This is a genomic window from Halorussus sp. MSC15.2 (assembly GCF_010747475.1).
Classification (GTDB): domain Archaea; phylum Halobacteriota; class Halobacteria; order Halobacteriales; family Haladaptataceae; genus Halorussus.
Map to the genome: position 1 here is coordinate 54,398 of NZ_VSLZ01000007.1, position 25,015 is coordinate 79,412.

The window sequence follows — 25,015 nt, forward strand, 5'->3', positions numbered from 1 at the left end:
GCTCGGCTTCTCCCGTCGTCGCTTTTCGGCCATCACCGTGGTACTTGCCGGTCCGATGCTCTCTGACGTATCCGGGAGCTGCGGGACTCCGAGGACCAGAGCGATGACCTCTCACTGTTGGATGAGTCGCGGAGCAATCGCTGACCTCGATACGGCGAACACACCGTTCGAAGATGCGGTACCTGCATCGCGCCCCGTAGCCGAGCGTCGCGCGGCCGCGTCACGCCACGCCGTCGCGGACGACCGGCGCGAACGCGTACCCGAGTGCGCTGACTGCCAGAACCGCGGCGAACGCCCGGCCCGGTTCCACGGAGGCTTGCCACACGACGACCCCGACGCCGAGTGCGACGGCGACGGCTTGGCGAGTTGTCTCGTTCACGTCCGAAGCGATGACCGCCCGGGTCTAAGGTCGAACGGTTATTCTCGGGGTTGGGAATGGGAAATAATCGTCAGACGACGTTCGCCAGCAGCGCGGTTCCGACGCTGACGCCGACCATCCCGCCGACGCCGACGCCGCCGAGGACCGCCATCGCCTGCCGGGAGTCGGCCGCCGACCAGTCCGAGCGCCCGCCGAGGTGCTTCTGGAAGTTCTCCATCCCGCGGCCCGCGAACACCGACCCCGACCAGCCGAGCAACGAGAACCCGAAGACGAGCGCCGCGAGCGCGAACAACTTCTCGCTGGCGAACTGCAGCGTCTCGCCAGCGACGACGAAGGCCACGAGACCGAACGCGCCGAGGGCGGCACCTAACAGCGCCGCGCGCCCGATTTCACGGACACGCTCGCGCAGCGCCGACGAGCCGTCACCGCCGGACGGGTCAGCCGAGGACATCGGTCAGTCCACGGTCTCGCGCATCCGCGGGTCGAGCGCGTCGCGCATCCCGTCCCCGAGCAGGTTGAACCCGAGGACGGTTATCGCGAGGAACAGTCCCGGGAAGAACGACCACCACCAGTCGCCGGTCAGCAGTCCCTGGTCGACGCCGTTGGCCAGCATCAGACCCCACGACGGCGTCCCGGCTTCCGCGCCGAACCCAAGGAACGAGAGGGCCGCGATGTCGATGATGGCGAGACCGAAGTTGAGCGTGGACTGGACGGTGATGGGCGCGAGGCAGTTCGGCAGGATGTGCCTGACGATGATACGGGGGTCCTTCGCCCCGAGCGCCTCGGTGGCCTCGATGTACTCGTCCTCCAGCACCTTCAGCGCCGCGCCGCGGACGACCCGGGCGAACCGCGGCGTGTAGACCAGCGTCAGCGCGATGACGACCTTCCAGAGACCGGTGCCGAAGATGGCGACCAGCGCCAGCGCGAGCAGGAGACTGGGGAACGCCAGCAGCACGTCCATCGTGCGCATGATGACGTTGTCCGTGACGTCGCCCTTGTAGGCTGCGAGGATGCCCAGTCCGACGCCCAGCACCGTCGAGGCACCGACCGTGATGGTGCCGTACTTCATCGCCAGCCACGCGCCGTAGAGGACGCGCTGGAAGATGTCCCGCGACTGGATGTCGGTGCCGAACGGGAACGCGAACGTGCCATACTCGCCGACGACGGCGGTCTTCTTGCTCAACCAACTCGGCGGCGCGAGGTTGGGGTTCGTCCCGATTTGGCTCTGGGTGACCGACGCGAGGTCGATGAACAGTCGCGCGTAGAGGGCGACGGCCACCATGGCGAATATCATGCTCAGGCCCGCGAGGGCGAGTCTGTTCGACAGCAGTTCGGAGAGGAACGGCGACGCGCGGAGTCGCTCGACGACGCCGCGCTGGCCCACGTCCTCGGTTTGGGTTTCGGTACTCATTGTTCTATCCTCGGGTCGAGGTAGGAGTAGGTCACGTCCACGAGCAGGTTCACCATCGTGAACAGGAACGCGAACATCAGGACGGTGCCCTGCACGACCGGGTAGTCGCCGACCTCAATCGCGTCCACCAGTAGGGTGCCGATACCCGCGATGCCGAACACGGTCTCGGTCAGGACTGCACCGCCCAGCAGGGTACCGAACTGGATGCCGATGACCGTCACGACCGGGATGAGCGCGTTCCGGAAGCCGTGCTTCAGGATGGTAATCTTCGAGCCTTGCCCCTTCGCGCGGGCGGTGCGCATGTAGTCCTGCCGGATGACTTCCAGCATCGACGACCGCATCATCCGGGAGAGCAGCGCCATCGAGTAGATACCGATGACGACAGCGGGGAGGAACAGGTGTAACGCCGCCGACTGGAACGCCGCGAGGTTACCCCTGACGAGAGTGTCGAAGGTGATGACGCCCGTTATCGGTTGGATGTCGAACCGCGAGGCGATGCGACCACTCGCCGGGAACCAGCCGAGAATCTGGGCGAACAGCAGGATGACGAGCGGACCGCTGTAGTAGATGGGGACGCTGATGCCCGTCAGCGCGCCGATTCGGGTCGCGTGGTCGCTGAAGGAGTCCTGTTTGACGGCACCGATGAGTCCCACGGGGATGCCGAAGAGGATGCCGAGGAACTGGCCGTAGATGGCCATCTCCAGCGTGACCGGAAGCTTGTACCGCAGAATCTGCTTGACCGGCGTGTTCTTCTGAATCTGGTAGGAGTTGCCGAAGTCCAACTGGACCGCCTCCAGCAGGAACCGGCCGTACTGTACCCAGATTGGGTCGTTCAACCCGAGGTCCGCCCGAATCTGTCGGACGAACTCTTCGGACGCCCGCTGGCCCGCGATGACCCGGGCGGGGTCGCCCGGTGCGAGGTGCAGGATGGCGAAGACGAACGTCGCCACCCCGAACAGCACCGGGACCAGCAGGAGGAGTCGTTTGACAACGAACCGCTTGGAAATCATTCACTCGGAGAAAAAAACGGCAGGGGTCAAAAAAAGACTCGCTACCGTCGTCGCGCAGTCGGTCGCTCGGCCGCGACTGCGGGCGGTCGGCGAATCTGGACTACCGGTTCAGCGAGACGAGGTTGAGGAACGGACCGCCGATGGGCGGGACCGTGAAGCCCTCGACGTCGTTGCTGACGCCGCGCAGGGCCTTCGCGTGGTTGAGCGCCACCCACGGAGCCTCGTCGTGGAATATCTGCCCGGCCTTCTGGTACTTGGGCTTGCGCTTGCTGGTCTCGTAGGAGGCTTGCGCCTCCTCGGTGAGCTTCATGAACTCGGTGTTCGCCCACGCCGCCGCGTTGAGCGTGTTGACGCTGTCGAAGTTGTCCGGGTTAATCCAGTCTTTCCCGTCCGGCACTTCGCTGCGGTCCACGCCGGGGTGGAGCAGGGCGTAGTAGAAGTTGTCCGGGTCGCCGTTGTCGGTCATCCACCCGAGGAAACACGCGTCGTGCTTGTAGTTGTCAGTGTAGTCGAGGAAGGGGTTGAACGGCTGCTGGTTGATGTTGACCGTGATGCCCACCTCGCTCAGGTTCGACTTGACCGTCTGGGCCGCTTGGAGCGGCGACGGGTTGTACGCTCGGGGGTTCTTGAACGTCGCCAGTTCGAACTCGAAGCCGTCGCCGTAGCCCGCCTCTTCGAGGAGCTTCTTGGCTTTCTTCTTGTCGTGGCCGTAGGGGTCGATGTTCTCGTTGTACCCCATCACGCTCGCGGGGATGGGCTGGCTGGCCTCCGAGGCGATGCCCTTGAAGATGGTCTCCACGATGGCCTTCGTGTTCACCGCGTAGTTTATCGCCCGGCGGACCTTCCGGTTGCGGAACTCCTTCCGCTTGGCCATGTTGAAGGCCATGTATCCGACGTTGATGCCGGGGATTTCGAGGAGCTTGGCCTTGTCGGAGTTGTTGATAATCTTGGACGACTGTGCGCCGATGCCGTCGATGATGTCTGCGCCGCCCGAGAGCAGGGTCTGGGCGCGGGAGGTGTTCGACCCGACCGCGGTGAACACCACTTCGTCCACCTTGGCCTTCTCCTCGCCCCAGTACTCCTCGTTCTTGGTGAGACGGATGCGCTGGTTGCCCGTGTCCCAGCTATCGAACTCGAACGGGCCGGTCCCGACCGGGTTCTTCGAGAGGTCCTTGCCGTACTCCTCGATGGCGGAGAGCGAGTGGACCTTCGAACAGAACATCGCGAGGTTCTTCAGGATGGGCGCGTACGGCTTGTTGAGCGTGATGGACACCTCGTACTCGCCGTTCTTCTCGACCGTGTCAATCCAGTCGCCCAGCGCGTAGGGACCGTACGACGAGGCGTAGTCCTGACCGGGGTAGTGCTTGTAGTCCTTGTCGACGAACCGGCGATAGGTCGCCACGTAGTCCTCGGCGGTGAACTCGTCGCCGTTGTGGAATTTGACGCCCTCGCGGAGCGTGAGGGTAACCGTCTTGCCGTCGACGCTCCAGTCGGTCGCCAGTCCGGCCTTGAGCGAGGTCTTGCCCGGCTTGAACTCGATGAGACCGTCGTAAATCTGGTTGGTGACCTTGGCGTCCTCGCCGCTGGTGGTGTTCTGGAAGTCGAGGCTGCCCGAGTCGTTCCCGCGGGCGAAGGTCAGCGTCCCGCCCGAACTCTGGGATTCGGTGGTCTCCTCAGTCTCCTCGGTCGTTCCACCCATCTCCTCGGTGGTCGTGGCCTCGCCTTCACCGTCACCGCCGGTACACCCGGCCAGCGTGGCCGCGGCCGTCGCACCGCCAGCTGCCTTCAGGAAGCTACGTCGCTTGAGACTATCGTCTTTCGCCATAGACAATCATGCTCATACATTCTATATAAGTATGCCGGACCTGAAACTATGGTAAAATAAAACAACCACTCGATATTGAGTACGTTCTCGGAGTCGTATCGAGCACCGAGGAGCGAGGGCGCGGTCAGCCCTCGACCTTGACCCGGTTGAGGAGCGGCCCGCTGATGGGCGCTATCTGGAAGTCTTGAACCCGGTTGGCGACGCCGCGGAGTTCCTTCGCGTGGTCGATGAACACCCACGGGGCCTCGTCGTGCGCGAGTTGACCCGCCTGCTTGTAGAGTTCGGCCCGCTTGTCCCGGTCGAGCGTCGATTGGGCCTGCTCGGTCAACTGCATGAACTCGCGGTTCGCCCACGCCGCAACGTCGAGGGTGTTGAACCCCTCCGTGTCCCAGCTAACCCAGTCTTGGCCCTGTTGAAGCTTGTCCTCCGAGACCTGCGGGTGGAGAAGCGCGTAGTAGAAGTTGTCCGGGTCGGCGTTGTCGGTCATCCACCCGAGGAAACACGCGTCGTGTTTCCCCTGTTCCGTGTAGGTCAGGAAGGGGTTGAACGGCTGCTGGTTGATGTTGACCGTGATGCCCACCTCGTTCAGGTTCGACTTGACCGTCTGGGCCGCCTGAATCGGTGACGGGTTGTACGTCCGCGGGTTCTTGAACGTCGCCAGTTCGAACTCGAAACCGTTCTCGTAACCCGCCCCTTCGAGCAGTTGCTGGGCTTGGTCCGGGTCGTGTGGATAGGGGTCGATGCTCTCGTTGTATCCGAGCACCTTCTGGGGAATCGGTTGGCTGGCCTGCTCGGCGATGCCCCTGAAGATGGTGTTGACGATGGCCTCGGTGTCCACCGCGTAGCTGATGGCCTGCCTGACCTTCTTGTTCCGGAACTCCTCGCGCCGAGCCATGTTCATCGCGAGATAGCCGATGTTGATGCCCTGCGTCTCCACCAGTTCGGCCGCGTCGGCGTTCCGCACGATTTGAGACGCCTGCGCGCCGATACCGTCGATGATGTCGGCACCGCCGGAGATGAGCGTCTGCGCCCGTGTCGTGTTCGACCCGATAGCCGTGAACACCACTTCGTTCACGTACGGTCCCTCGCCCCAGTAGTCGGGGTTCCTGCTCAGGCGGATGCGCTGGTTGCCCGTGTCCCAACTCTCGAACTGGAACGCGCCGGTCCCGACGGGTTGATTGCTGAGCGAGAAGTTCTGGTCCTGCGCGTGGCGCTCGATGGCGCGCCGCGACAGCACGCTCGACGCGAACATCGCCAGATTCCGCAGGAACGGCGCGTACGGTTCGTTGAGTTCGATGGTGAGCGTGTAGCTCCCCTGTCCGCCGCCGGCCTGCGCCGTCGTGGTCTCCGCGTCGGTTTCGTTGGCCTGACCGCCGTCGGTCGTGGCCGCCCCCGAACCGCCCGCGCTGACGTTCTCCACCCAGTTGCCCAGCGTGAACGGACCGTACGCTGAGATGTACGAGTCGCCCGGATAGTACTGGTAGTCCGAGTCGGTGAATCGCCGATAGGTCGCCACGAAGTCCTCGGCGGTGAACTCGTCGCCGTTGTGGAATGTGACGCCTTCCCGCAGCGTGAGGTTCACCGTGGTCCCGTCCATCGAGTACTGAGTCGCCAACCCCTCCTGCAGGGTGGTCTTGTTCGGTTCGAACTCGATGAGGGTGTCGTACAGTTGGTTGGTGACCTTCACGTCCTCGCCGCTGGTGGTGTTCTGCGGGTCGAGCGTCCCCGAGTCGTTCCCCCGAGCGTAGGTGACGGTCCCGCTCCCCTCCTGCTGTACGTCGTTCGCCTCGTCCGTATCGACGTATCCGGCGACCGAGGCCGACGCCGCCGCCCCACCGGCCGCTTTCAACAGGTTCCGCCTCGTAACGGATGTGTCGTTTGAAGTCATCCAACGATACCAATCAATCATTTAGAGTATAAGGCTACGGGACCGCATTGAACACCGGCCGCGTTAGTTCAATTCTCGAACTGGTGTGCAACCAGTTCGGTCGATTGGTACGAACCGCCGCCGACCGGTTATCGAGACACTTGGCGTGAACGAAACCGAAAGAACGAGGGCGGCGAGAGGCTCTCGCGGCGACGGTACGGTACGCGGGACTCCTCGCCGAGACGACACGTAGCCGACGTTACTCTGGCTGGTCGTAGAGGTGACAGGCCGCGGGGTGGGCCTCGTCTTGCAGGACCGGGCCTTTCCGCTCGCAGACGCTCTCGAAGTGGTCGCGGAGCAACGCCCCGGCGGCCTCCCAGTCGCCCTTCGCGAGATGGTCGAACGACTCCGCGACGACTTCGCGGGGACGCCCCGACGGTTCCGCGTCGAAGAAGTCGTCCCAGAGGACGGCCTTGAACGCCGAAGTCGTGGCGTCGGGACGGCCGCCGTCCGCTGCGGTCGCCGTCTCCGTCTGGGCCGCGTCGTCGCCCGCGGCTTTCTCCCACACAGCGTCGAGGTCGATGGTGCGGTCCTCGACGCGCTCGCGGTAGTCCATCACCGCGCGGTAGGCGTCCTGCTCGATGTCCATCTCTTCTGGCGGGATTATCTGGGGACACCGCGTCCGGAAGTGACACCCCGACGGCGGGTCGATGGGCGAGGGAACGTCGCCTTCGAGGATGACGCGGTCGTCGGTGTCGATTCGGGGGTCGGGTTCCGGAATCGCGGACAGCAGGGCCTGCGTGTAGGGATGCTTGGGGTCGTCGAACAACTCGCCGGTGTCGGCTATCTCCACGATTTCGCCCAAGTACATCACCGCGATGCGGTCGGAGATGTGGCGGACGACGCTCAGGTCGTGGGCGATGAACAGGTAGGTCAGGCCGAACTCGTCCTGCAGGTCTTCCAACAGGTTGAGAATCTGGGCCTGCACCGACACGTCCAGCGCCGACACCGGTTCGTCGGCCACGATGAAGTCCGGGTCCACGGCGAGCGCTCGTGCGATACCGACGCGCTGGCGCTGACCGCCGGAGATTTCGTGGGGGTACCGGTCGTACTGGCCGGGTTCGAGACCGACCGCCTCCATGAGTTCGGCGACGCGGTTACGGCGCTGTTGTTTCTTGGACGTGTCGCCCTCGGGGGCCTCCTCGGGCAGATTGTGTATCTTGAGGGGTTCGGCGATTATCTGGCCCACTGTCATCCGCGGGTCGAGACTCGACAGCGGGTCCTGAAAAATCATCTGCATGTCCTTGCGCTTGTCGCGCAGTCCCTCGCGGTCGAGTTCCGAGAGGTCGGTGCCTTGGAACACGATTCGGCCCTCGGTCGGTTCTTCGAGGTGGAGCAGGGTCCGGCCCGCCGTGGACTTCCCGCACCCGGACTCGCCCACGAGACCGACCGTCTCGCCCTCGTAGATGTCGAAGCTCACGCCGTCCACGGCTTTGACGCTCTCCACCTCGTCGGCCAGCCACTCGTCGAGCAGGCCGTCGGCCCGCGAGAAGTGCTTCTTCATCCCGTCCACTTCGAGGATTCGGTCGCCGATGTCGTGGTCGGTCGTGGTAATCCCGTCGAGGTCCGACCCGTACTGGCTCTCGTCGAACTCTTCGAGGACGCACTTCGCGTGGTGGTCCACGTCGTCGGGACCGTGCTGGAGGTTCGGAATCTCGCCCTCGGTACACTCGGGTTGGGACCACGGACACCGCGGCGCGAAGTGACACCCTTCCGGCATGTCGATGAGGTCCGGGACGTTACCCTCGATGGGCGTGAGTCGCTCCTTGTCCTCCTGCGGGATGGACTCCAGCAGTGCGTAGGTGTAGGGGTGGCTCGGGTTGTGGAAGATTTCGTCCACCGGGCCGACCTCCACGATGTCGCCGGCGTACATCACGGCCACGCGGTCGCAGGTCTCGGCCACCACGCCGAGGTCGTGGGTGATGAAGAAGACGGACATGCCGAGTTCGTCCTGCAGGTCGTTGATGAGGTCGAGAATCTGGGCCTGAATCGTCACGTCGAGCGCGGTGGTCGGTTCGTCGGCGACGAGGAGTTTCGGTTGGCAGGCCAGCGCGATGGCGATGAGGACGCGCTGGCGCATCCCGCCGGAGAACTCGTGCGGGTACTCCTCGACCCGTTCGGTCGGTTCGGGGATGCCCACCTCCTCCAGAATGTCGATGGTGTCCTGCAGGACCTCCTCGTCGATGTCCTTCCCGCCGAGACTCGGTGCGATTTCCCGGACTGCGTTCCACCACGAGTCCTTTCGCTGGCCGCCGTACTGGTGGAGTCGCAGGCTCTCGGCGACCTGCTCGCCCACGGTCAGCGCGGGGTTGAGCGAGGTCATCGGGTCTTGGAAAATCATGCTCATCTCCCCGCCGCGAATCTCGCGCATCGCGTTTTCGGGTGCCGCGAGCAGGTCGATGTACCCTTCGTCGGGGAAGACGAAGTCGCCGACGCCAGTGGGGTATCGCTCCGCGAACTCGGCGGTCAGTTCCTCGTGACGGAATGCCGCCTCGCCGCTCACTACTTCGCCGGGGTCGTCCACCAACTGCATCAGCGACAGGGCGCTGACGCTCTTGCCGGACCCGGACTCGCCGACGAGACCGACCGTCTCACCCTCGCGAATCGACAGGTCGAAATCGTCGACCGCCTCGACCACACCGCGCTCCGTGTTGAACTGCGTCCGCAGATTCGAGATTGACAGTAAGTCACTCACAATTAGTCGAAAGTGGAAGGTCCGCGGGCAAATACCTTTCCACTTTCCGGGTCGCCGCTCCGCGGAGTTCCGCCACGATATCCGCCGTGTCACTCCGTTAGACGCCTGACCGTGTTCCGACAACTCCGACAGTACTTGAGCGAGATAAAAGGTTTAAATATCAACAAGAACGTACCATAACGAATAATGGCCAACCAGCACCTCCCGCTCAGGGAGTCCATCGCACGCTCGATAACCAGCGGAGAGTTCGCCACGTCCGTACTGTGGGGCACTATCGCCGGATGTCTCGCCGTCATCGCGGAGTACAACCTGTCCCGAATGCTCTCGGACGGTCACACCGTCCAGTACGGACTCCTCGTCGCTGGCGCGGTCGCGGGACTGCTCTACGCGGACTCTTGGCGGGCCGCGACAGAAGTCGGTGCCTACGCCGGTGCCATCCCGATACTCGTTCTCGCACCGCTCGCGTACCTGTTCGGATTGGTGGAGTTCCTGCCCCCCCCTCGCAATCGACGGTGGGGTACTAATTTGGGCGGTCGGGAGCGCCCTCCTCATCTATCCGGCGCTAATCCTCTTCGGTGCCTTGGGCGGTGCGCTCGGTGGTCTCGCCGGTTACGCGTCGAAGGTCGCGATTGGGAGCGGCCAGCAGTCCCACTGACGGTTCAGAACGCTCGAAATCGGTGTCTCGGCGTTCGCGTCTCTCAGTTCCCACCTCCTTCCACGTCGTCGTTCTCGTTTGCTCAGTGCGTTCCGGAGTTCCCTCGAAGCAGACGGACCGGGCTACGTCTCTTCGCCGGGGTCCGACTCGTATTGGAACCGGTACGTACCCGGCCGAAGCAACTTGAGAGCCGACAGGCCGGTCCCGACCAGTCCCACGCCCAGATTCACGCCCATGACGAACGTCGTCAACTCCGCGGAGGACGAGAGGAACCACGCGGACTGAACGACCACGATGCCGCCGTACAGTAGGAGAAGCATCATGTCCTTTCTCATCTTTTCGGTGTTCGCAGGGACAGATGGTAAAAGTGGTCTTCAGGCGACACTCTCTCGGGCCAGACGCTACCGCCGTCTCGTTTTCCATCCTCTGTCGCAGCGCCGTCTTCTCCCGGCCGTCCGTCTCTTCTCCCGTCTCGTTGGGTCTCTCCTCGCCACCGAACGTCCCACCGAAGTTTAAGAGGCGTCCGACAGTAGGGGTGGCTATGATAGACACCGTCGTCATCGCCACGGACGGGTCCGAGAGCGTCACTCGCGCCGTGCAAATCGCCCTCGACCTCGCCGAGCGCTTCGACGCCGCCGTTCACGCCCTCTACGTCGTGGATACCGGCGAAGTCGAATCTTCGCCGGACGAACTCCGCGGCGAACTCCGCGACGCGCTGGAGTCGCAGGGCGAGGACGCGCTCGACGCCGTGCGAGACCACGCCGACCGGGAGTTGGTGACGGCCGTCCGCGAGGGCCGTCCGGCGGCCGAAATCACCGAGTACGCCCGCGAACAGGAGGCCGACGTCGTTGCGACCGGGACGCGCGGCCGTCACGGCGAGAACCGATTCCTCATCGGCAGCGTGGCCGAGCGCGTCGTCCGGTCGTGTCCCGTCCCCGTGCTGACGGTCCGCCAACTCGAAGGCGACGAGTGAGACTCCGCGAGGACCCGACCGACCCACAACCGGGGATTACTTCCCCGCTGCACCCGGACGAACGGGTATGCAAGACTGGGTCATCGACGACGATACTCTCTCTGTCGAGCGCAAATCCATTCTACCCGGAGAGGGCTTTTTCGTGCCCGATTCCGTGGAGCAAGCGAAAGAGGAGGCCGAGGCCGAGGCCACGCTAACCGGCGCGGACGTGGCGGTCGTGGCCGACCCCGACGCCGACGGTCTGGCCTGCACCGCGCTCGTTCGGGAGGCCTACGGCGAGGGCGCGCTCATCGACGCCGGGCCTCACGACCTCGAAGACGCGCTGGAGCGCGTCGCCGACTACAGCGAACCCGGCGCGCAAATCTTCGTCTGCGACCTCTGTCCGGACACCTACGACGAGGTCGGCGAGGCGCTCGAAACCCTCGTCGAGCAGGCGGGCGCGGTCAGATGGTTCGACCACCACCAGTGGACCGACACCGTGGCCGACGCCGTCCGGGACGCGGGCGTGGACCTCGTGGTCGGCGACAGCGAGGAGGAGTGTACCGCCGACGTGGCGGCCCGAGCGATAGACTACGACTTCCCGGCGTATCTGGTCGAACTCGCGGCGGTCACCCGCGACCACGACCTCTGGATTCGAGACGACCCGCGGAGCGACGACCTCGCGGACTTCTCCTACTGGGCCGAACCCGAGGAGTACATCGAGGCGGTCGCCGAACACGGCGCGGACCTGCCCGAGGAAATCGAGGAGTTCCTCGCCGAGATGCGCGTCGAGAAGGAGGCGCTCATCGAGAAGGCGGTCGCCCGCGCCGACATCGAGGAGGTCGGCCCGTGGACGGTCGGCGTGACCTACGGCCGGTGTTCCCAGAACGAGGTGGCCGAGGCACTCCGCCAGCAGGGAACCGACGCCGCGGTCATCGTCAAGCCCTCCGGAAGCGCCTCGATTCGGGGCACGGACGACTTCGAGCGCGCTCACGAGGTCGCCCGGCAGGTCAACGGCGGCGGCCACCCCAAGGCCGCGGGATGTAAACCGAGCATCTACGACGACATGCTCGACTACGCCCACCACTGGACGACCCGCGGCGCGGTGACCAAGCAGGTGATTCTGGAGGCGTTCTGGAATCTGGAGTGGGACGAGGACGAGACGGCGGACGACGCCGAAGCGGAGGCTGACGACGACACCGCGGACGGAACCGACGAATGACGACCGCAGACCTCCCAATCGACGCCGAGAAGCCCATCGTCGGCATGGTCCACCTCCCGCCGCTCCCCGGCGCGCCCAAGTTCTCCGGGGACTTCGAGCAGGTTCTGGAGACCGCCCTCCGCGACGCCCGCCGACTGGAAGCCGGTGGCGTTGACGCGCTGATGCTCGAAAACTTCGGGGACGCGCCGTTCTATCCCGACGACGTCCCTAAACACGTCGTCGCGTCGATGACCCGAATCGCCGCGGAAATCCGTGAAGAAGTGGACCTCCCGATGGGAATCAACGTCCTCCGGAACGACGCCGACGCCGCGCTCTCGGTCGCGGCCGCAGTCGAGGCCGCGCTCGTTCGCGTGAACGTTCACGTGGGTGCGCGCGTGACCGACCAAGGCGTCATCGAGGGGCAGGCCCACGAGACGGTCCGCTTGCGCGAGCGTCTCGACAGCGACGTCGCCATCCTCGCGGATTTGGACGTGAAGCATTCGGCCCCGCTCGCCGAGCGCCCGCTCGACGCCGAAGCGGTCGCCGAACCCGTCGAACGCGGCTTCGCCGAGGGCGTCGTCGTCTCCGGCGCGGGGACCGGCCACGAGGTCTCGGGCGACCACCTCCGCGCGGTCGCGGCGGCCCGCGACGAGGCCGGACTGGACGCGCCGGTCTTCGTCGGGAGCGGCGTGACCACCGAGAACGTCGCCGACGTCCTCGGCGTCGCGGACGGGGCCATCGTCGGGACGGCACTGAAGGAGGGCGGCGAGACCACGAACCCGGTCTCCGAGGAGCGCGTCCGGCGACTGGTCGAGACCGCCGACGAGGCGCGCTAGCGGTCGTTCAGAAACGCCTCGACCTCGGATTCGGTCGGGAGACCGCCCCGCGCGTTCTCGGCGGTGCAGTTGAGCGCCGCGGTGGCGGCCGCGAAGCGTCCGGCGTCCTCGGGTGTTCGGTCGTCGAGAATCCATCCGTGGACGAGGCCCGCGGTGAAGGCGTCGCCCGCGCCCGTGGTGTCCACCGTCTCGACCTCGAACGCCGGGATTTCTACGATTGCCTCGCCGTCGAGTAGCAGCGCCCCGTCAGTTCCACGGGTGACCGCGGCCCGGCGGACGCCCCGCTCGCGGAGCGTCTCTATCGCACTTCGGGGGTCCGCGCCGAGGTACGACCGAGCAGAGACTTCGTTGGCCACGAAGAGGTCACAGACCGGCAGTAGGTCGTCGAGCGTCTCCGGCCGGGTGGCCCTCTCTTCGAGTTCCGAGAGCGGTCCCGCGAGGTCGAACACCAGCGGCGGGAAGTCCACGCGGTCGCTCGCCCCGTCCGCGGCGGTCCCGTCGGCCGCTTCGACGAGCGCGGCGACTACAGGGTCGGGCGCGTACGCGCTGGCGAACGCGAGGTCGGCCCGCCGGAGGTACGCGAGGTCGTCGTCGGTCAGTCGGAGGTTCGGAACGGCCTCGCCGCCGTTGACTATCATGCGCTCGCCGTCCGGGTCGCGCAGAATCATCGAGTAGGTGGTCCGCTCGCCGGGGTCGCCCCGGCGAACGCGCTCGGCGTCGATGCCGCGCTCGCGGAGGTCGGCCAGAATCAGGTCGGCCGCGTCGTCGTCGCCGAGGCGGGAGACCACGCCGGTCTCGCGGCCGAGTCGGGCGAGCGCGGCCGCGACGTTCGCGGCGACGCCGCCGACCGCGGTCGATTCCTCGCGGACGAACGCGCCGCCGTCGGGTTCGGGGAGGTTGGTCAGCGCGTAGACCCGGTCCTCGACCGCGCTGCCGACCGCCACCGCGTCGAGGCGCGCCGAGTCCGCTCGGTCGTCGGAGTCAGTCATCGACGCTACCGAGACGCCGCGGGATGAAACCGCTTACGACGCGGGTCCGCGCCGGTTACGACGGCGCTCGGAACTCGTAGGAGCGGTCGCCGTTCTCGACGCGCACGGCCCCGCGGTCGTGGTCGAAGTAGAGCACCTCGACCTCGCCGTCCTCGAAGTCGTGGAGCGGCATCCCGGCCGAGACCCGGCCGTCCTTCGTGACGAGGAAGGTCGCGCTCCCCACCGTGATTTCGATGCCTTCGTCGCTCTCGGACACCTCGCCGTCCGCGGCGAGTTTGCGGAGGCGGTCCGTGACGTCGGACCAGTCCTCGACGGGGACGCGCTCGTAGTCACCCATAGCGGGCCTGCGATACTGAGCGGCAAAACGGCTTGGGCCGGTGAACACCCGCGACTGGTTCCTCTCGGACTCGAAACCGAACGTCGGCCGAAATCGAACGCCGGTCAGAAGAGCGGTCTGGGTCTACTCGGTCTCGCCGGCGAGCCACTTGTCGGAGTAGGCGGTCCCGCACTCGCAGTAGGAGTAGGCGTGAATCACGTCACCTTCGGCGTAGAGGTCGCCGACCTCCTCGTTCTGCTCCTCGGCGAACGCGAAGACGAACTCGGCGTCGCCGTCGCAGTCGGGGCAGTGGCCGCCCGAGAGGTCCCGAGCGATGTCGCCGCCCTCGGTTCCCATCGCCTGCTTGGCGAATCCCATCGCGTCCATGCCGGTCGCGGTCTTGAACACGCTCCGGCCTTGGTCGCCCTCGACCACGAGTATCACGCCGTTCTCAACCTGTTCGCCGTGCTTGGCCAGTCCGTCGCCCTCGCCCTCGACGAAGGAGTCCGAGAGGAACAGCGCCACGTCCTCGGGTCGCTCGCCGGCGAGGAACTGCTCGCGTTTGCTCATACGGCCGGTAGGGAACAGGACGGGAAAAGGGCCGCGTTCTCGTCGGGACGCGATTGGTGTCCTCGACAGTCTCCCGGCGGCGCGTACTGTCGGGCCATCACTGACGGCGCGTGCTGGCGTGGCCTCGTGCCACGCCACGGCGCGCGAGGGAGGCGGCCGCCGAGGCTGGGGAGGTCCGAGAGGTCCGCGGTCGCGGTGTCGTGCGGTCTGATTGGCTCAAGCAGTAGCTAGCCTCTCCGCGACAGACTCTTCACACCACTGTACTCCGAACCACATCCCCTCGAACCACACCTCTCAAACCACACCCTCCCACGACATCACTCTAAACCCTATCTCCACCCCTCTCCCTCGAACCGAAAGACGAGCGATGAGAAGCGTTACCCGGCGCGAACGACTACGCCCGACCATGACCGACAGTGCGACCGACGAGGACGCCGATTCGACCGACGCCGACTTCGACGTCGAGGAGTGGCGCGAGCGACTCCGCTCGCACCGCGCCGAGAAAGACGACTTCTTCGCCGACCATCCCCAGTCGCCCATCCCGCCCGAGGAGCGCGACGACTTCGACGGTCTGGACTACTTCGACCCGGACCCCGACTACCGAGTCACCGCGACCGTCGAGGTCCACGACCGACCAGAACCCGTCGAGATGGACGTGACCGCGGGCGCGCCGCAGCGATACCTCCGCATCGCGACTCTTCACTTCGAACTCGGCGGCGAGGAGTACGAAGTCGCGGGCTACCGTCAGCGAGAGGACGGCGAGGGCCTGTTCGTCCCGTTCCGCGACAAGACGACCGGCCAGCAGACCTACGAGAACGGGCGGTACATGGAGTTCGAGGCCGAGGGCGGGTTGGAGGACGGGACCGAGATGGTACTCGACTTCAACCTCGCGTACTCGCCGTTCTGCGCGTATAGCGAGACGTTCGCCTGTCCGCTCCCGCCCGAGGAGAACTGGCTCGATGCCGAGATTCTCGCCGGGGAGAAGGCGTAACGGGTCAGAACAGCCAGAGCGCATCTGACGTCGCGGCTACCCGCCAGTATCTTCAGCGAGGCCCTCCACGTTCTGCCCGATGAGTCTCATCTTCTGGTATCTCCTGCTGGCGGTCGGAGCGACCGCGGTTATCTGGAAGGGGAGCGAACTCCTCGAACGCTCCGCGGAGCGACTCAGCAAGCACTACGGACTTCCGGTCGCGGTCCACGGGGCCGTCGTCATCGCCATCGGGTCGAGTTTCCCCGAACTCAGTTCGGTCGTCATCAGCACGCTCGTCCACGGCGAGTTCGGACTCGGCGTTGGGGCCATCGTCGGCAGCGCCATCTTCAACCTGCTCGTCATCCCGGCGCTCTCGGCGCTCGCCAGCGAGACGCTCGAAGCGACCCGCGACATCGTCCACAAGGACGCCCAGTTCTACATCATCAGCGTCCTCGTGCTGTTCATCACGTTCGCGCTTGGAGCGACCTACGTCCCCGGCGGGACGAACTCGGCGGCGATTCTGACGCCCGCGCTCGTGGTGATGCCCCTCGCCACCTACGGCATCTACGTCTTCCTCCAGTATCAGGACACCCGCGACTACGTGCCGACCGACGTCGTCGACGTGAACCCCGGCCGCGAGTGGGCCGTCCTCGCCGTCTCGCTCGTCCTCATCGCGGTCGGCGTCGAGGGCATCGTCCGCGCCGCGCTCGGCTTCGGACGGATATTCGACACGCCGAGTTTCCTCTGGGGGCTGACCGTCATCGCCGCCGCGACGAGCCTCCCGGACGCGTTCGTCAGCATCAACGCCGCGAAGAACGACGAGAGCATCACCAGCCTCACGAACGTCCTCGGGAGTAACACGTTCAACCTGCTCGTCGCCATCCCGGTCGGCGTCATCCTCGGCGGGTCGGCCACCGTCAACTTCCTCGCGGCCATCCCGATGATGGGATTCCTCGCGTTCGCCACGCTCGTGTTCGTCGTCGTCACCCGCACCCACCTCGAACTCACCGACGCCGAGGCCTACCTCCTGCTCGGTCTCTACGGGCTGTTTCTCCTGTGGATGACGCTCGAAAGCACGGGCGTCGTCGAGACGGTTCGGGGAATCTGACCGGCACGGTAGTCGGGAACGTCTCTCACGCTTGCCCAAAGCATATGCGCCGCGTCCGCATCGGTGTCGCCATGCCGGGCGCACGTATTTCGAGCGGCGAGCGAGTCACGCTCCGGACCGTCGAGCGCGAGGACCTTCCCTTCCTCCAGCGTTCGCGCGCCAATCCGGAGATTCGTTATCCGCTCGGCTCGCCACTCGCCAACCGGGAGGAGATAGAGGAGTTCTTCGAAGACGACGACGCGGACCGGTTCCTCGTCTGTCTCGACGGAGACGACGCGGGACCGGGCGACCCCGACGAGGGCGACGTCCAGCGACTCGGCGTCGTCTCGTCGAGGACGCCGACTGGCGACGCCCCGAACTGGGCTACTGGCTCGCGCCTGAGGTCCACGGCGAGGGCTACGGCACGGAGGCGGTGTCGCTGGTCGTCGAGTACGTCTTCCGGACGTACGACCACCCTGCCGTGGGCGCACGCGCCTACGATTTCAACGAGGCTTCCCGCGGCCTGCTCGAATCGCTCGGGTTCGAGGAGGAGGGGCGCGTCCGCAGGGACCGCTTCATCGACGGCGAGTACGTCGATACCGTTCAGTACGGACTCCTCCGCGAGGAATGGCGCGAGGCGGACGACGGGTAGCGGGGACACGGATGTGACGGAGAGCGAGAGGTCGGAAAAGGACAGGGAGGGGTGAACACTGAATAGCCGACCGGCAGTACGACACACTGTCATGTCCGACGAACCGATGACCAACTTCCCGGTTCCCGACGTCGAGGACCTGCCCGAGGACCTCCGAGAGTACATCGTGGGGGGGTCAAGCGTAGAAACAGACGGCCGAGGTTTGACCAACGAAGCTCTCGAGATACGTCAAATAGTGCATGTTGGGGTATTTGTCAACCGTAGTAAAAACGGTTGATGAGCGACCCTTTATAGATAGTCGTACGTTATCGTGCCTTCGTTGAAGCTGAATTACTCCCTCTTCAATTGGAAAGTCATATGATTTAGTAATATTTATTTAAATTATGGCATCGGACAATATCCTCGTTCTGTTGATGGTAGAGGTGCTTGGAATGATGATATTGCTTTTCGGTGTATACTTGGAAGCACTAATTACCGTCCCCGGCTCCCATGAGTGGCTCATTTACGTAGGATTGTTGATGGGCGTTCTCACGACCGGAGCGGGCCTATTTTCGAGGAAGTGATAACAGTCGGGTAAGTTCGTAACACCGCGACCCTCGATTTTCTCAAGTCGGTTCAACGCGCCACGCCGACAGTCAACAGCGTCCCCAACTCCCGGTAGCGCTCGACCATCTCCGCTCGGGAGTCCCAGTCGTCGGTCGGGAACTCGCTCTCGTCGGGAATCTCGATGTCGCGGTCGGGGACGTTGTCCTGCTCGGCGACGTGGAGACCCGCCTCGCGGAACGCCTCGCGGTACTCCGCGGCCGACCAGCGCGTCATCTCCACGTCGATGTTGTCCTGCCACTCGTGGGAGGCGACGTTCTCCTCGTAGTAGTTCACGGCGCAGAAGAAAGTCCCGCCGGGCCGCAGGACGCGGGCGACTTCCCGGAGGGTCTGGTGCGGGTCGTTGGCGTAGTAGAACGCCTCCATGGTGAAGACGTGGTCCACGCTGTCGTCCTCGAAGGGGAGGTGGTCGAAGTCGCCGACGAGGAACCCCGCGTCGCCCTCGCTCTCTCCGGACTCGTTCTCGGTGTACCCTTGGGCGTTTCGCGCCATCTCGGGCGACCCGTCGAGTCCGTAGGCCCGGCCCGCGGCCTTGGTGTCGCGGAGCGCGCGAGCGGCGTACCCGCTTCCCGTCCCGAGGTCCAGCACGGTCTCGCCCGCCTCGACCGGCATCCGGGCCAGTACGTACTTCGCGGTGTGCCAGTGGCGGTCCTCCATTCCCTTGTCGCGGCCGTCGGCCGCCCAGTCGTCGAACTCCTCGCGCACGCTCATGCGGGGAGGGAGACGCGCCACCGACAAAACGGATTCGGAACGGCGACCGGATTCGGACTCGATATCCGGGCGTCGGACCGAGCGACCCCCGGTCGAACGAGTAGCTCCGAGACGGAACGACCGCTCGTACGGCCCCGAGAGACGCGGGTCTTTTAGCCCCGCGGTGTATCACAGCGGGTATGGTCGGACGAAAGAAGCGGTACGCGCTGGCAGACTCCGCCCAACAGATAGTCGGCGGGTTCCTGCTGGCCGGACCGTTCGTCGTCACCGAGGAGGTGTGGGACTTGGCCGCGGACATGACGTGGTTTCAGGCCGTGGCCACGGTCCTCCTCGTGTTCCTCATCGGGTACGGGGCGCTCTACAAGGCCGACGACGACCGCGACCCCGACCGCGAGTCAGAGGTCGCTGGCGTCCCGATTCGGTTCGTCTCGCTGATGCTGGTCTCGTACGGGTCGGTCGCCATCCTCTCGCTGTCGTTCGGCGCGCCCGGCACCTTCCTCGAAGACACCTTCGTGAACGGCGGGCCGTCGATGGAGACCGTGGCCATCACGCTCCGGGCCATCAGCGTCGGCGCGGTGTTCAGCGTGGTCGGTGCCGCGACCGCCGACAGCGTGTTCTGACCCCTACAGGCGACGCTCGCGCGCCTGACCCGCATTCTTAAGGTGGCGCACCGTAATACCGCACGATATGGATTATCAAATCGCCATCGAAAATACACCCGAGACAATTCCCGGCGGAACGGGAGTTCTCCTCCTCCATCCGAGTACGGGCGAGACCGACCGCATCGACACCGACTTTCTCAAGACGGACACCGACCACTTCCTCGTCATCTCGACTCGGACCACGGCGCGAGAGGTCAAGCAGAAACTCGACCACTACGACGTGGACGAGAGCAAAGCCGAGATTCTGGACACGCTGAGCATCGAACGCGGCTACTCCCGACGGAGCACCGAGAACGTCCACTACGTCTCCTCGCCCGACGACCTCGACGGGATTCTGGAGGTCACCCGCGACTTCCTCGAGAAGACCGACGGGAAGCGCCGCATCAGCCTCGACTCCATCACCGAGATGGCGTACTACGCTGACGAGTCGCGCGTCCGAGACGTAATTCGCGAGATTCTGAGCCTCCTCGACGAACACGACGCCGTGGGTCTGTTCCACCTCTCGAAGGGCGTCCACGACGAGGAACACGTCGAGAAGTTCATGGGCCTGTTCGACGCCATTATCGACCTCGACCGCGACGGGAACGTGAACAGCGACTTCGACGACGTCTGAGGGTCGGCGTCTCTATCTGTCGGTCGCGACGCTAGCTTTCGCCGCCCGGTGTTGTCGCAGTACGGTCGCGGTGGAGTTGCGGTCCTGTCGCGGTGGGGTTGCATGCTGTCGCGGTGGGATTGCGGCGTTGTCGCGGTGATTCCATGGTTCGACCAGTAGCAACCACGCTGCCGATTCTGTCCGGTCGCCTCGGACGGAACAGTTCGTCGGTTACTTGTCGAAAGCGTTAGTCCCGAACACGGAGTCAGGTCGTTCCTTACGATTCCGGTCGAAGAGACCCCAGCGAGTAGCCGGTTTCACTTTCAGTTTCGGGCGTGGGTTTAAAAGGAATCGCGCCGAACTGGAACGTATGAGCCAATCGACACTCGACGAGGACGAACTGTTCGGCGAGGCCGCCAACGAGGTTCGCGAGGACGTGGAGGCCAGTCTCGAAGCGGCGAGCGAGACGCTCCCCGACGCCGACGCGATTTGGAACGTCGAGGCCGACAACACCCTCGGAGCGCTCAACGCCCTCCGGTCGGCGCTCGACACCGGGGACGCCGAGGACGCGCTCCGAGACGCCAAGAAGTGGTATACGATGGGCGAGCGCGCCGACGCGTTCGAGGACGCCGACGACCTCGAAGCCGAAATCGAGCGCGTCGGCGACGCCATCGAGGAAATCGAGGACGCCAAGGAGCAGGTCGGCGACCTCACCAGCACGATTCCCGGCCTGAAGAACACGCTGGAGGACATCCAGACCGAAAACGAGTCTGCTGACGCCGACGACGCCGCGACCGAGGAGGCCGACGCTGACGACGCCGAGGAAGCCGAGGCCGCGGACTGAGTCCGCCTCAGAACGACTCGTCGCTGTCCTCGCCCTCGGCGCTTCCCGCACCGCGGTCGGTGTAGCCCTTCCGACCGACGGCCTCGCTACCGACGCGGTTCAGCACGGTCTGCCTGACCTCGTCGGCGGACTCGAACTCCTCGTCGCCCCCCGTCACCAGCACCTCGCGGAACGATTCCGACCCGTCAGACATCCCGATTTCGCGGTCGCCGTACCGTTCGAGCAGTTCGTCCGCGGAGATGGGATACTCCTCGTTTTCGAGGTCGTCCTCGATATTGCTGAAGTCCAGTCCGAGCGTCCGGTCGTCGTCCCCTGATTCACTCATACCCCGAGGTACGCCGCGAACTCGAATAAGGTGTGTGGCCCGTTCGGCGTACTTGCGGTTCCTTTCGGTCTTTCACGTCCATAGAGCGTCCGCAAACCGAGGGTCCGATTACTTGTGCGGCGGCAGGGGTACGTTTCGCGATTCGACGGCTTCGAGCAGTCGTCCCAGCGCCTCGCTCGCCAGTTCCAGCAGTTCCGCCCCGCGCTCGGCCGGACCGTCCGCGGGGTCGCCGACCACGCCGTTCTCCGTGAACTCCGCCGAGTCGTACGTCAGATTCGAGTAGCTGACCCACTCGCCCCACCGGTCGCTGGCCCCTTCGCGGGCCTCCGCGACGCGCTCCTCGGCCACGAGGTCCGGAGCGACGTGGCGCAGCATCGCGGTTTCGAGCGGTCCGCCGTGGCCCATCTCGTCGCCGTGGTCGCCGACCGCGTCGAACCACGTGAACGGGACGGCGTAGGCGTCGTCCTCGCGGGTGATGGTGCCCGCGACCTCGCGGAGCGCGCCGACGTTGCCGCCGTGGCCGTTCACGAGGACCACTCGGTCCCAGCCGTGGTGGGCGAGACTGGCGACCGTCTCGCGGACGTAGTCCCGGAACGTGTCGGGACTGACCCAGAGCGTGCCGGTGAACTGGCGGTGTTCGGCCGCGACTCCGACCGGAATCGCCGGCGCGACGACTACCTCGCCGCCGTAGGCGTCCGCGCCCGCCTCGGCGACCGCCTCGGCGGTGAGTACGTCGGTGCCGAGGGGCGCGTGCGGACCGTGCTGTTCGGTGCTGCCGACCGGCAGGAGCGCGAGGTCGGTCTCCGCGGCGTCGGCGTCGGTCCACGTCGAGTCGAAGAGGTTCATGTCCGAGCAGAGGGCGAGCGCGGACTTGTAGCCGGGGGATTCGGGACCACTCTCGACTGCCGACCTCAGTGCGGAGGAAATCATAACCTTCGGGCCGCCGAACCCCCGCGCATGGTCCGCATCCTCTCAGACTCGCAGGTCGCCGACTGCCTCGACCTCGCCGACCTCTTGCCCGTCGTCCGCGAGGCGTTCGTCAAGCAGGGCCGGGGCGAAGTCGAACGCCCCGACCGACCGCACTTCCCGGTCGGGGCGGGACTCGACGGTCCCGACCCCGCGGGCACCGGTCTCGTCATGCCCGCGTACCTCCACGGGGCCGCGTTCTACGCGACGAAGTTGGTCGGGGTCCACGAGGGCAACGCAGAGCGCGGCCTGCCGACCGTCAACGCCCAAATAGCGCTCACCGAGGCCGGAACCGGTCTCCCGGCGGCCTACCTCGCGGGGACGAGAATCACCAACGCCCGGACGGGGTGCATCGGCGGACTCGCGGCGGCCGAACTCGCGGTAACTCCGGCGGCTCCGGACTCCGGCCTCACGCTCGCGCTCCTCGGCGCGGGCACGCAGGCGCGCTGGCAGGCCCGGGCTATCGCGGACGCGACCGACCTCGAATCGGTGCGCATCTACTCGCCCAGCGACTCGAAGGACGACTGCGTCGCCGACCTCCGCGAGGAACTCGACCTGCCCCCGGACGCAATCGTGACCGCCGACTCTCCAGAAGACGCAGTTAGGGGCGCGAACGTGGTCGTGACCGCGACGACAGCGACCGACCCCGTCTTCCCCGGCGCGGCGCTGGACCCCGGCGCACTCGTCGTCGCGGTCGGAGCCTACACCGCCGAGATGCGGGAGTTGGACGCCGAGACGTTCGAGCGCGCGAGTCGCGTCTTCGCCGACGTGCCAGAGGAGGTCGCAGAAATCGGGGACGCGCTAGAGGCCGACCTCGCGGCGGACGACCTCGTGCCCTTCTCGGCGGTGCTGGAGGGTCGGGCTGGCCGCGACTCCGGCGACGATATCCTCGTGGTCGAGAGCGTCGGAACTGCAGTGTTGGACGCGGCGGCCGCCGAACACGTCTTCGGGGTAGCCGAGGAGAAGGGCGTCGGCATCGAGGTTTCGCTGTAGCTACTTCCCGTCCGATGGACCTGTGGGTCCAGTCTCCGACACCTCTGGTTCCGCGCCCGGCGGCGGCGCTCGGTCGCTCTCGGGCGTCTCGTCCTCGTCGATGACGGTCGCCTTCCACGTCCCACGGGTGAACCACAGCGCGGCCGCGACGGCTCCGAGGACGTTGCCCAGCGCCATCCCGACCCAGATGCCGGTCGCGCCCATGTCCGCGACGAACGCGAGGTAGTAGACCGTCGGCACCCGGCCGACCCAGAGCGCCACCGCCGAGAACGCCATCGCGGTCTTGGTGTTGCCCGCGCCGCGGTACGCCCCGAGCATGACCTGCAGAATCGCCATGAAGGTGAACTCCACCGAGCGAATCCGGAGGTATTCCGCGCCGTGGCGGACCGTCTCGCGGGCGGCGTCGGTGCCGGTGGCCATGAACACCGAGACGATGGGTTCGGGGAACAGCGCCGCGATTACTGCGACCCCGAACATCACGGCCGCGCCGACCTTCGCGGCTATCCACGCGGCGCGCTCGGCCCGGTCGGACTTGCCCGCGCCGAGGTTCTGGCCCACCATCGTGTTGGTCGCCCGGCCGAGACCCATCGCCGGGAGGAAGACCAGCGAGGCGAGGCGGTTGCCCAGTCCGTAGGCCGAGACCACCGGCGGTGCGAACTGGACCACCATCGCGGTCAGCGTTATCATCGCCAGCGCGCTCATCGACTGTTCGAGCGTCGAGGGGACGCCGATGCGCACGATGTCCCAGATGTAGCTCAGGTCCGGAACGAGATACCTCGTCTGCACGTCCGGTCCGACTCTGGCGACGAACAGGACGTAGAACCCGAGGACGCTGGCGACGCCGCGCGAGAGGATGGTCGCCAGCGCCGCGCCCTCGATGCCCATCCCGGAGAGTATCTCGGTTTCGATGCCCAGCGCCGGAACTGGACCGACCCCGAAGATGAGCAGGGGGTCGAGGACGACGTTCATCGCGACCGAGACCACCATCACGCGCATGGGCGTCCTCGTGTCGCCGTACCCGCGCATCAGCGACGTGAACACGAAGAAGCCGAACAGGAACGGGAGACCGAGGAAGAACACCTCCATGTACTGACCCGCGAGCGGGATTATCTGGTCGGTGGTCGCGCCCTGACTCGGCAGCAGTTCGAGCATCGAATCGGTGGCGACGTAGCCGAGCGCGCCCAGTGCGACCGCCAGCAGCGTGACGAACGTCAGAATCTGGCCCGCGACCTTTCCGGCGGAGCCTTCGCTGTCCGCGCCCGTGTACTGTGCGACGAGGATGGACCCCGCGGTCGTGAACCCGCCCGCGATGGAGATGAGCAGGAAGATGAGCGGAAACGCGAGGCTCAGCGCGCCCACCGCGTCGGCCGACAGTCGCCCGAGCCAGAACGTGTCTGCGATGTTGTACGTGACCTGCAGTAACTGGATGACGACGATGGGCCACGCCAGTTTGAACATCGGGCCGAGGAGTCCACCCTCGGTAATCGTATCGTCGGTGCTTGTGGTGTTCATGATACTTCGAAACGAAAGGGGTATTTTTGAAGGTTGCGAGTTGTTCGCTCTACGACCAGTCTCGGACAGCTATCCTACACGTCTGATAAGTAAGGAGAAACGTAAATGGATTGCCGAGATACGGTAACGTATCCCATAATGTAAACTGTCGCACGCTTTCCGTCTCGGACACCGGACAAAACGCACGACGCGGGAGTAGAACCCGAAGTCCGGTCCTACTTGCTCCGATTGTCGCTGCGCCGACTCCGACTGGCAGGGGTGCAAATCCGTCTCCGAATTGCGTCCTACGCTGGGCGAGACCGGGTTCACGCATCGCTCGCCGTTTCGTGAGA

Annotated in this window: 26 protein-coding genes and 1 pseudogene; 12 read left to right on the plus strand and 15 right to left on the minus strand. The window is 65.5% G+C overall.

The annotated features are described in order from the left end of the window. Positions 1–220: 220 nt before the first annotated feature. The 8 genes from FXF75_RS19535 to FXF75_RS19570 form a co-directional block, all read right to left on the minus strand. Positions 221–379, minus strand: a complete 159-nt coding sequence (locus tag FXF75_RS19535) for a hypothetical protein (RefSeq protein WP_163523717.1) — start codon at positions 377–379, stop codon at positions 221–223. Between the two features lie 70 nt (positions 380–449). Then, positions 450–830, minus strand: coding sequence for a hypothetical protein (locus tag FXF75_RS19540; protein ID WP_163523719.1), 381 nt, complete (start codon positions 828–830; stop codon positions 450–452). 3 nt (positions 831–833) lie between these two features. Continuing rightward, positions 834–1,790 (minus strand): ABC transporter permease, encoded by a 957-nt coding sequence (locus tag FXF75_RS19545; protein WP_163523721.1) that lies wholly within the window; start codon positions 1,788–1,790, stop codon positions 834–836. Beyond that, a complete protein-coding gene (locus tag FXF75_RS19550; protein WP_163523723.1) occupies positions 1,787–2,800 on the minus strand; it encodes an ABC transporter permease in 1,014 nt (337 codons plus the stop codon). The genes FXF75_RS19545 and FXF75_RS19550 overlap by 4 nt, the downstream gene beginning before the upstream one ends. Before the next feature lie 100 nt (positions 2,801–2,900). After that, on the minus strand, positions 2,901–4,625 hold the full coding sequence (locus tag FXF75_RS19555) for an ABC transporter substrate-binding protein (protein ID WP_163523725.1): 1,725 nt from the start codon (positions 4,623–4,625) through the stop codon (positions 2,901–2,903). Between the two features lie 124 nt (positions 4,626–4,749). Next, positions 4,750–6,513 carry an ABC transporter substrate-binding protein gene (locus FXF75_RS19560; protein WP_163523726.1) on the minus strand — a complete coding sequence of 588 codons (1,764 nt, stop codon included), beginning with the start codon at positions 6,511–6,513 and terminating at the stop codon, positions 4,750–4,752. Positions 6,514–6,751: 238 nt separating this feature from the next. Next, complete coding sequence (locus tag FXF75_RS19565) at positions 6,752–9,247, minus strand: ABC transporter ATP-binding protein (RefSeq protein ID WP_163523728.1); 2,496 nt, start codon at positions 9,245–9,247, stop codon at positions 6,752–6,754. A gap of 777 nt (positions 9,248–10,024) precedes the next feature. After that, the gene (locus FXF75_RS19570; protein WP_163523730.1) at positions 10,025–10,237 is read right to left on the minus strand and encodes a hypothetical protein; all 213 of its coding nucleotides are present in this window, start codon (positions 10,235–10,237) and stop codon (positions 10,025–10,027) included. 206 nt (positions 10,238–10,443) lie between these two features. On the opposite strand from FXF75_RS19570, the gene FXF75_RS19575 reads away from it, so the two are divergent. The 3 genes from FXF75_RS19575 to FXF75_RS19585 all read left to right on the plus strand — a co-directional run bounded on the left by FXF75_RS19575 (position 10,444) and on the right by FXF75_RS19585 (position 12,891). Then, on the plus strand, positions 10,444–10,875 hold the full coding sequence (locus FXF75_RS19575; protein ID WP_163523732.1) for a universal stress protein: 432 nt from the start codon (positions 10,444–10,446) through the stop codon (positions 10,873–10,875). A gap of 67 nt (positions 10,876–10,942) precedes the next feature. Beyond that, on the plus strand, positions 10,943–12,076 hold the full coding sequence (locus FXF75_RS19580) for a DHH family phosphoesterase (protein ID WP_163523733.1): 1,134 nt from the start codon (positions 10,943–10,945) through the stop codon (positions 12,074–12,076). Beyond that, positions 12,073–12,891 (plus strand): BtpA/SgcQ family protein, encoded by an 819-nt coding sequence (locus tag FXF75_RS19585; RefSeq protein WP_163523735.1) that lies wholly within the window; start codon positions 12,073–12,075, stop codon positions 12,889–12,891. Before FXF75_RS19580 ends, FXF75_RS19585 begins: the two co-directional genes overlap by 4 nt. On the opposite strand, the gene FXF75_RS19590 is transcribed toward FXF75_RS19585, so the two are convergent. From FXF75_RS19590 to FXF75_RS19600, 3 genes are all read right to left on the minus strand, one after another. Beyond that, entirely contained in the window at positions 12,888–13,880 is a 993-nt protein-coding gene (locus tag FXF75_RS19590; RefSeq protein WP_163523737.1) for a carbohydrate kinase family protein, read from the minus strand. The genes FXF75_RS19585 and FXF75_RS19590 overlap by 4 nt on opposite strands. Positions 13,881–13,935: 55 nt before the next feature. Beyond that, positions 13,936–14,217 (minus strand): hypothetical protein, encoded by a 282-nt coding sequence (locus FXF75_RS19595; RefSeq protein WP_163523738.1) that lies wholly within the window; start codon positions 14,215–14,217, stop codon positions 13,936–13,938. 123 nt (positions 14,218–14,340) lie between these two features. Beyond that, entirely contained in the window at positions 14,341–14,766 is a 426-nt protein-coding gene (locus FXF75_RS19600) for a DUF5807 family protein (protein WP_163523740.1), read from the minus strand. 406 nt (positions 14,767–15,172) lie between these two features. On the opposite strand from FXF75_RS19600, the gene FXF75_RS19605 reads away from it, so the two are divergent. The 5 genes and pseudogenes from FXF75_RS19605 (at position 15,173) to FXF75_RS19625 (ending at position 18,038) form a co-directional block, all read left to right on the plus strand. Beyond that, entirely contained in the window at positions 15,173–15,757 is a 585-nt protein-coding gene (locus tag FXF75_RS19605; protein ID WP_163523742.1) for a DUF1684 domain-containing protein, read from the plus strand. A gap of 79 nt (positions 15,758–15,836) precedes the next feature. Next, positions 15,837–16,844: a sodium:calcium antiporter gene (locus FXF75_RS19610; RefSeq protein ID WP_163523744.1), complete on the plus strand. Its 1,008-nt coding sequence runs from the start codon at positions 15,837–15,839 to the stop codon at positions 16,842–16,844. Positions 16,845–16,915: 71 nt separating this feature from the next. Next, positions 16,916–17,475 (plus strand): annotated as a pseudogene (locus tag FXF75_RS19615) (GNAT family N-acetyltransferase). A gap of 91 nt (positions 17,476–17,566) precedes the next feature. Beyond that, positions 17,567–17,752 (plus strand): hypothetical protein, encoded by a 186-nt coding sequence (locus FXF75_RS19620; protein ID WP_163523746.1) that lies wholly within the window; start codon positions 17,567–17,569, stop codon positions 17,750–17,752. A gap of 106 nt (positions 17,753–17,858) precedes the next feature. Then, positions 17,859–18,038 carry a hypothetical protein gene (locus tag FXF75_RS19625; RefSeq protein ID WP_163523748.1) on the plus strand — a complete coding sequence of 60 codons (180 nt, stop codon included), beginning with the start codon at positions 17,859–17,861 and terminating at the stop codon, positions 18,036–18,038. 52 nt (positions 18,039–18,090) lie between these two features. Here FXF75_RS19625 and FXF75_RS19630 read toward each other — a convergent pair whose 3' ends face one another. Beyond that, a complete protein-coding gene (locus FXF75_RS19630) occupies positions 18,091–18,789 on the minus strand; it encodes a class I SAM-dependent methyltransferase (RefSeq protein WP_163523749.1) in 699 nt (232 codons plus the stop codon). Between the two features lie 179 nt (positions 18,790–18,968). Here FXF75_RS19630 and FXF75_RS19635 point away from each other — a divergent pair, with 179 nt between their 5' ends. The 3 genes from FXF75_RS19635 (at position 18,969) to FXF75_RS19645 (ending at position 20,887) form a co-directional block, all read left to right on the plus strand. After that, positions 18,969–19,409 (plus strand): DUF2391 family protein, encoded by a 441-nt coding sequence (locus FXF75_RS19635; RefSeq protein ID WP_163523751.1) that lies wholly within the window; start codon positions 18,969–18,971, stop codon positions 19,407–19,409. 67 nt (positions 19,410–19,476) lie between these two features. After that, positions 19,477–20,064, plus strand: a complete 588-nt coding sequence (locus tag FXF75_RS19640) for an ATPase domain-containing protein (RefSeq protein WP_163523753.1) — start codon at positions 19,477–19,479, stop codon at positions 20,062–20,064. 349 nt (positions 20,065–20,413) lie between these two features. Further along, entirely contained in the window at positions 20,414–20,887 is a 474-nt protein-coding gene (locus tag FXF75_RS19645; protein WP_163523755.1) for a DUF5790 family protein, read from the plus strand. 7 nt (positions 20,888–20,894) lie between these two features. On the opposite strand, the gene FXF75_RS19650 is transcribed toward FXF75_RS19645, so the two are convergent. Together FXF75_RS19650 and FXF75_RS19655 are read right to left on the minus strand one after the other, a co-directional pair. Further along, positions 20,895–21,212: a hypothetical protein gene (locus FXF75_RS19650; RefSeq protein WP_163523757.1), complete on the minus strand. Its 318-nt coding sequence runs from the start codon at positions 21,210–21,212 to the stop codon at positions 20,895–20,897. Positions 21,213–21,320: 108 nt separating this feature from the next. Beyond that, positions 21,321–22,058, minus strand: a complete 738-nt coding sequence (locus FXF75_RS19655; protein WP_163523759.1) for a creatininase family protein — start codon at positions 22,056–22,058, stop codon at positions 21,321–21,323. Between the two features lie 111 nt (positions 22,059–22,169). Between FXF75_RS19655 and FXF75_RS19660 the strand changes: the two genes are divergently transcribed. Further along, positions 22,170–23,171, plus strand: a complete 1,002-nt coding sequence (locus tag FXF75_RS19660) for an ornithine cyclodeaminase family protein (protein WP_163523761.1) — start codon at positions 22,170–22,172, stop codon at positions 23,169–23,171. Here the strand turns inward: FXF75_RS19660 and FXF75_RS19665 are convergent, their stop codons facing one another. Further along, positions 23,172–24,683 (minus strand): MATE family efflux transporter, encoded by a 1,512-nt coding sequence (locus tag FXF75_RS19665; RefSeq protein WP_303646682.1) that lies wholly within the window; start codon positions 24,681–24,683, stop codon positions 23,172–23,174. It lies immediately after the preceding gene. Positions 24,684–25,015: the final 332 nt, after the last annotated feature.

Coding starts and splice junctions, on each gene's coding strand:
- FXF75_RS19645 (WP_163523755.1), top strand. CDS start 20,414: ATGAGCCAATCGACACTCGACGAGGACGAACTGTTCGGCGAGGCCGCC.
- FXF75_RS19560 (WP_163523726.1), bottom strand. CDS start 6,513: ATGACTTCAAACGACACATCCGTTACGAGGCGGAACCTGTTGAAAGCG.
- FXF75_RS19600 (WP_163523740.1), bottom strand. CDS start 14,766: ATGAGCAAACGCGAGCAGTTCCTCGCCGGCGAGCGACCCGAGGACGTG.
- FXF75_RS19575 (WP_163523732.1), top strand. CDS start 10,444: ATGATAGACACCGTCGTCATCGCCACGGACGGGTCCGAGAGCGTCACT.
- FXF75_RS19570 (WP_163523730.1), bottom strand. CDS start 10,237: ATGAGAAAGGACATGATGCTTCTCCTACTGTACGGCGGCATCGTGGTC.
- FXF75_RS19665 (WP_303646682.1), bottom strand. CDS start 24,683: ATGAACACCACAAGCACCGACGATACGATTACCGAGGGTGGACTCCTC.
- FXF75_RS19650 (WP_163523757.1), bottom strand. CDS start 21,212: ATGAGTGAATCAGGGGACGACGACCGGACGCTCGGACTGGACTTCAGC.
- FXF75_RS19555 (WP_163523725.1), bottom strand. CDS start 4,625: ATGGCGAAAGACGATAGTCTCAAGCGACGTAGCTTCCTGAAGGCAGCT.
- FXF75_RS19655 (WP_163523759.1), bottom strand. CDS start 22,058: ATGAACCTCTTCGACTCGACGTGGACCGACGCCGACGCCGCGGAGACC.
- FXF75_RS19595 (WP_163523738.1), bottom strand. CDS start 14,217: ATGGGTGACTACGAGCGCGTCCCCGTCGAGGACTGGTCCGACGTCACG.
- FXF75_RS19660 (WP_163523761.1), top strand. CDS start 22,170: ATGGTCCGCATCCTCTCAGACTCGCAGGTCGCCGACTGCCTCGACCTC.
- FXF75_RS19545 (WP_163523721.1), bottom strand. CDS start 1,790: ATGAGTACCGAAACCCAAACCGAGGACGTGGGCCAGCGCGGCGTCGTC.
- FXF75_RS19605 (WP_163523742.1), top strand. CDS start 15,173: ATGACCGACAGTGCGACCGACGAGGACGCCGATTCGACCGACGCCGAC.
- FXF75_RS19620 (WP_163523746.1), top strand. CDS start 17,567: ATGTCCGACGAACCGATGACCAACTTCCCGGTTCCCGACGTCGAGGAC.
- FXF75_RS19610 (WP_163523744.1), top strand. CDS start 15,837: ATGAGTCTCATCTTCTGGTATCTCCTGCTGGCGGTCGGAGCGACCGCG.
- FXF75_RS19550 (WP_163523723.1), bottom strand. CDS start 2,800: ATGATTTCCAAGCGGTTCGTTGTCAAACGACTCCTCCTGCTGGTCCCG.
- FXF75_RS19625 (WP_163523748.1), top strand. CDS start 17,859: ATGGCATCGGACAATATCCTCGTTCTGTTGATGGTAGAGGTGCTTGGA.
- FXF75_RS19540 (WP_163523719.1), bottom strand. CDS start 830: ATGTCCTCGGCTGACCCGTCCGGCGGTGACGGCTCGTCGGCGCTGCGC.
- FXF75_RS19635 (WP_163523751.1), top strand. CDS start 18,969: ATGGTCGGACGAAAGAAGCGGTACGCGCTGGCAGACTCCGCCCAACAG.
- FXF75_RS19585 (WP_163523735.1), top strand. CDS start 12,073: ATGACGACCGCAGACCTCCCAATCGACGCCGAGAAGCCCATCGTCGGC.
- FXF75_RS19630 (WP_163523749.1), bottom strand. CDS start 18,789: ATGAGCGTGCGCGAGGAGTTCGACGACTGGGCGGCCGACGGCCGCGAC.
- FXF75_RS19580 (WP_163523733.1), top strand. CDS start 10,943: ATGCAAGACTGGGTCATCGACGACGATACTCTCTCTGTCGAGCGCAAA.
- FXF75_RS19590 (WP_163523737.1), bottom strand. CDS start 13,880: ATGACTGACTCCGACGACCGAGCGGACTCGGCGCGCCTCGACGCGGTG.
- FXF75_RS19640 (WP_163523753.1), top strand. CDS start 19,477: ATGGATTATCAAATCGCCATCGAAAATACACCCGAGACAATTCCCGGC.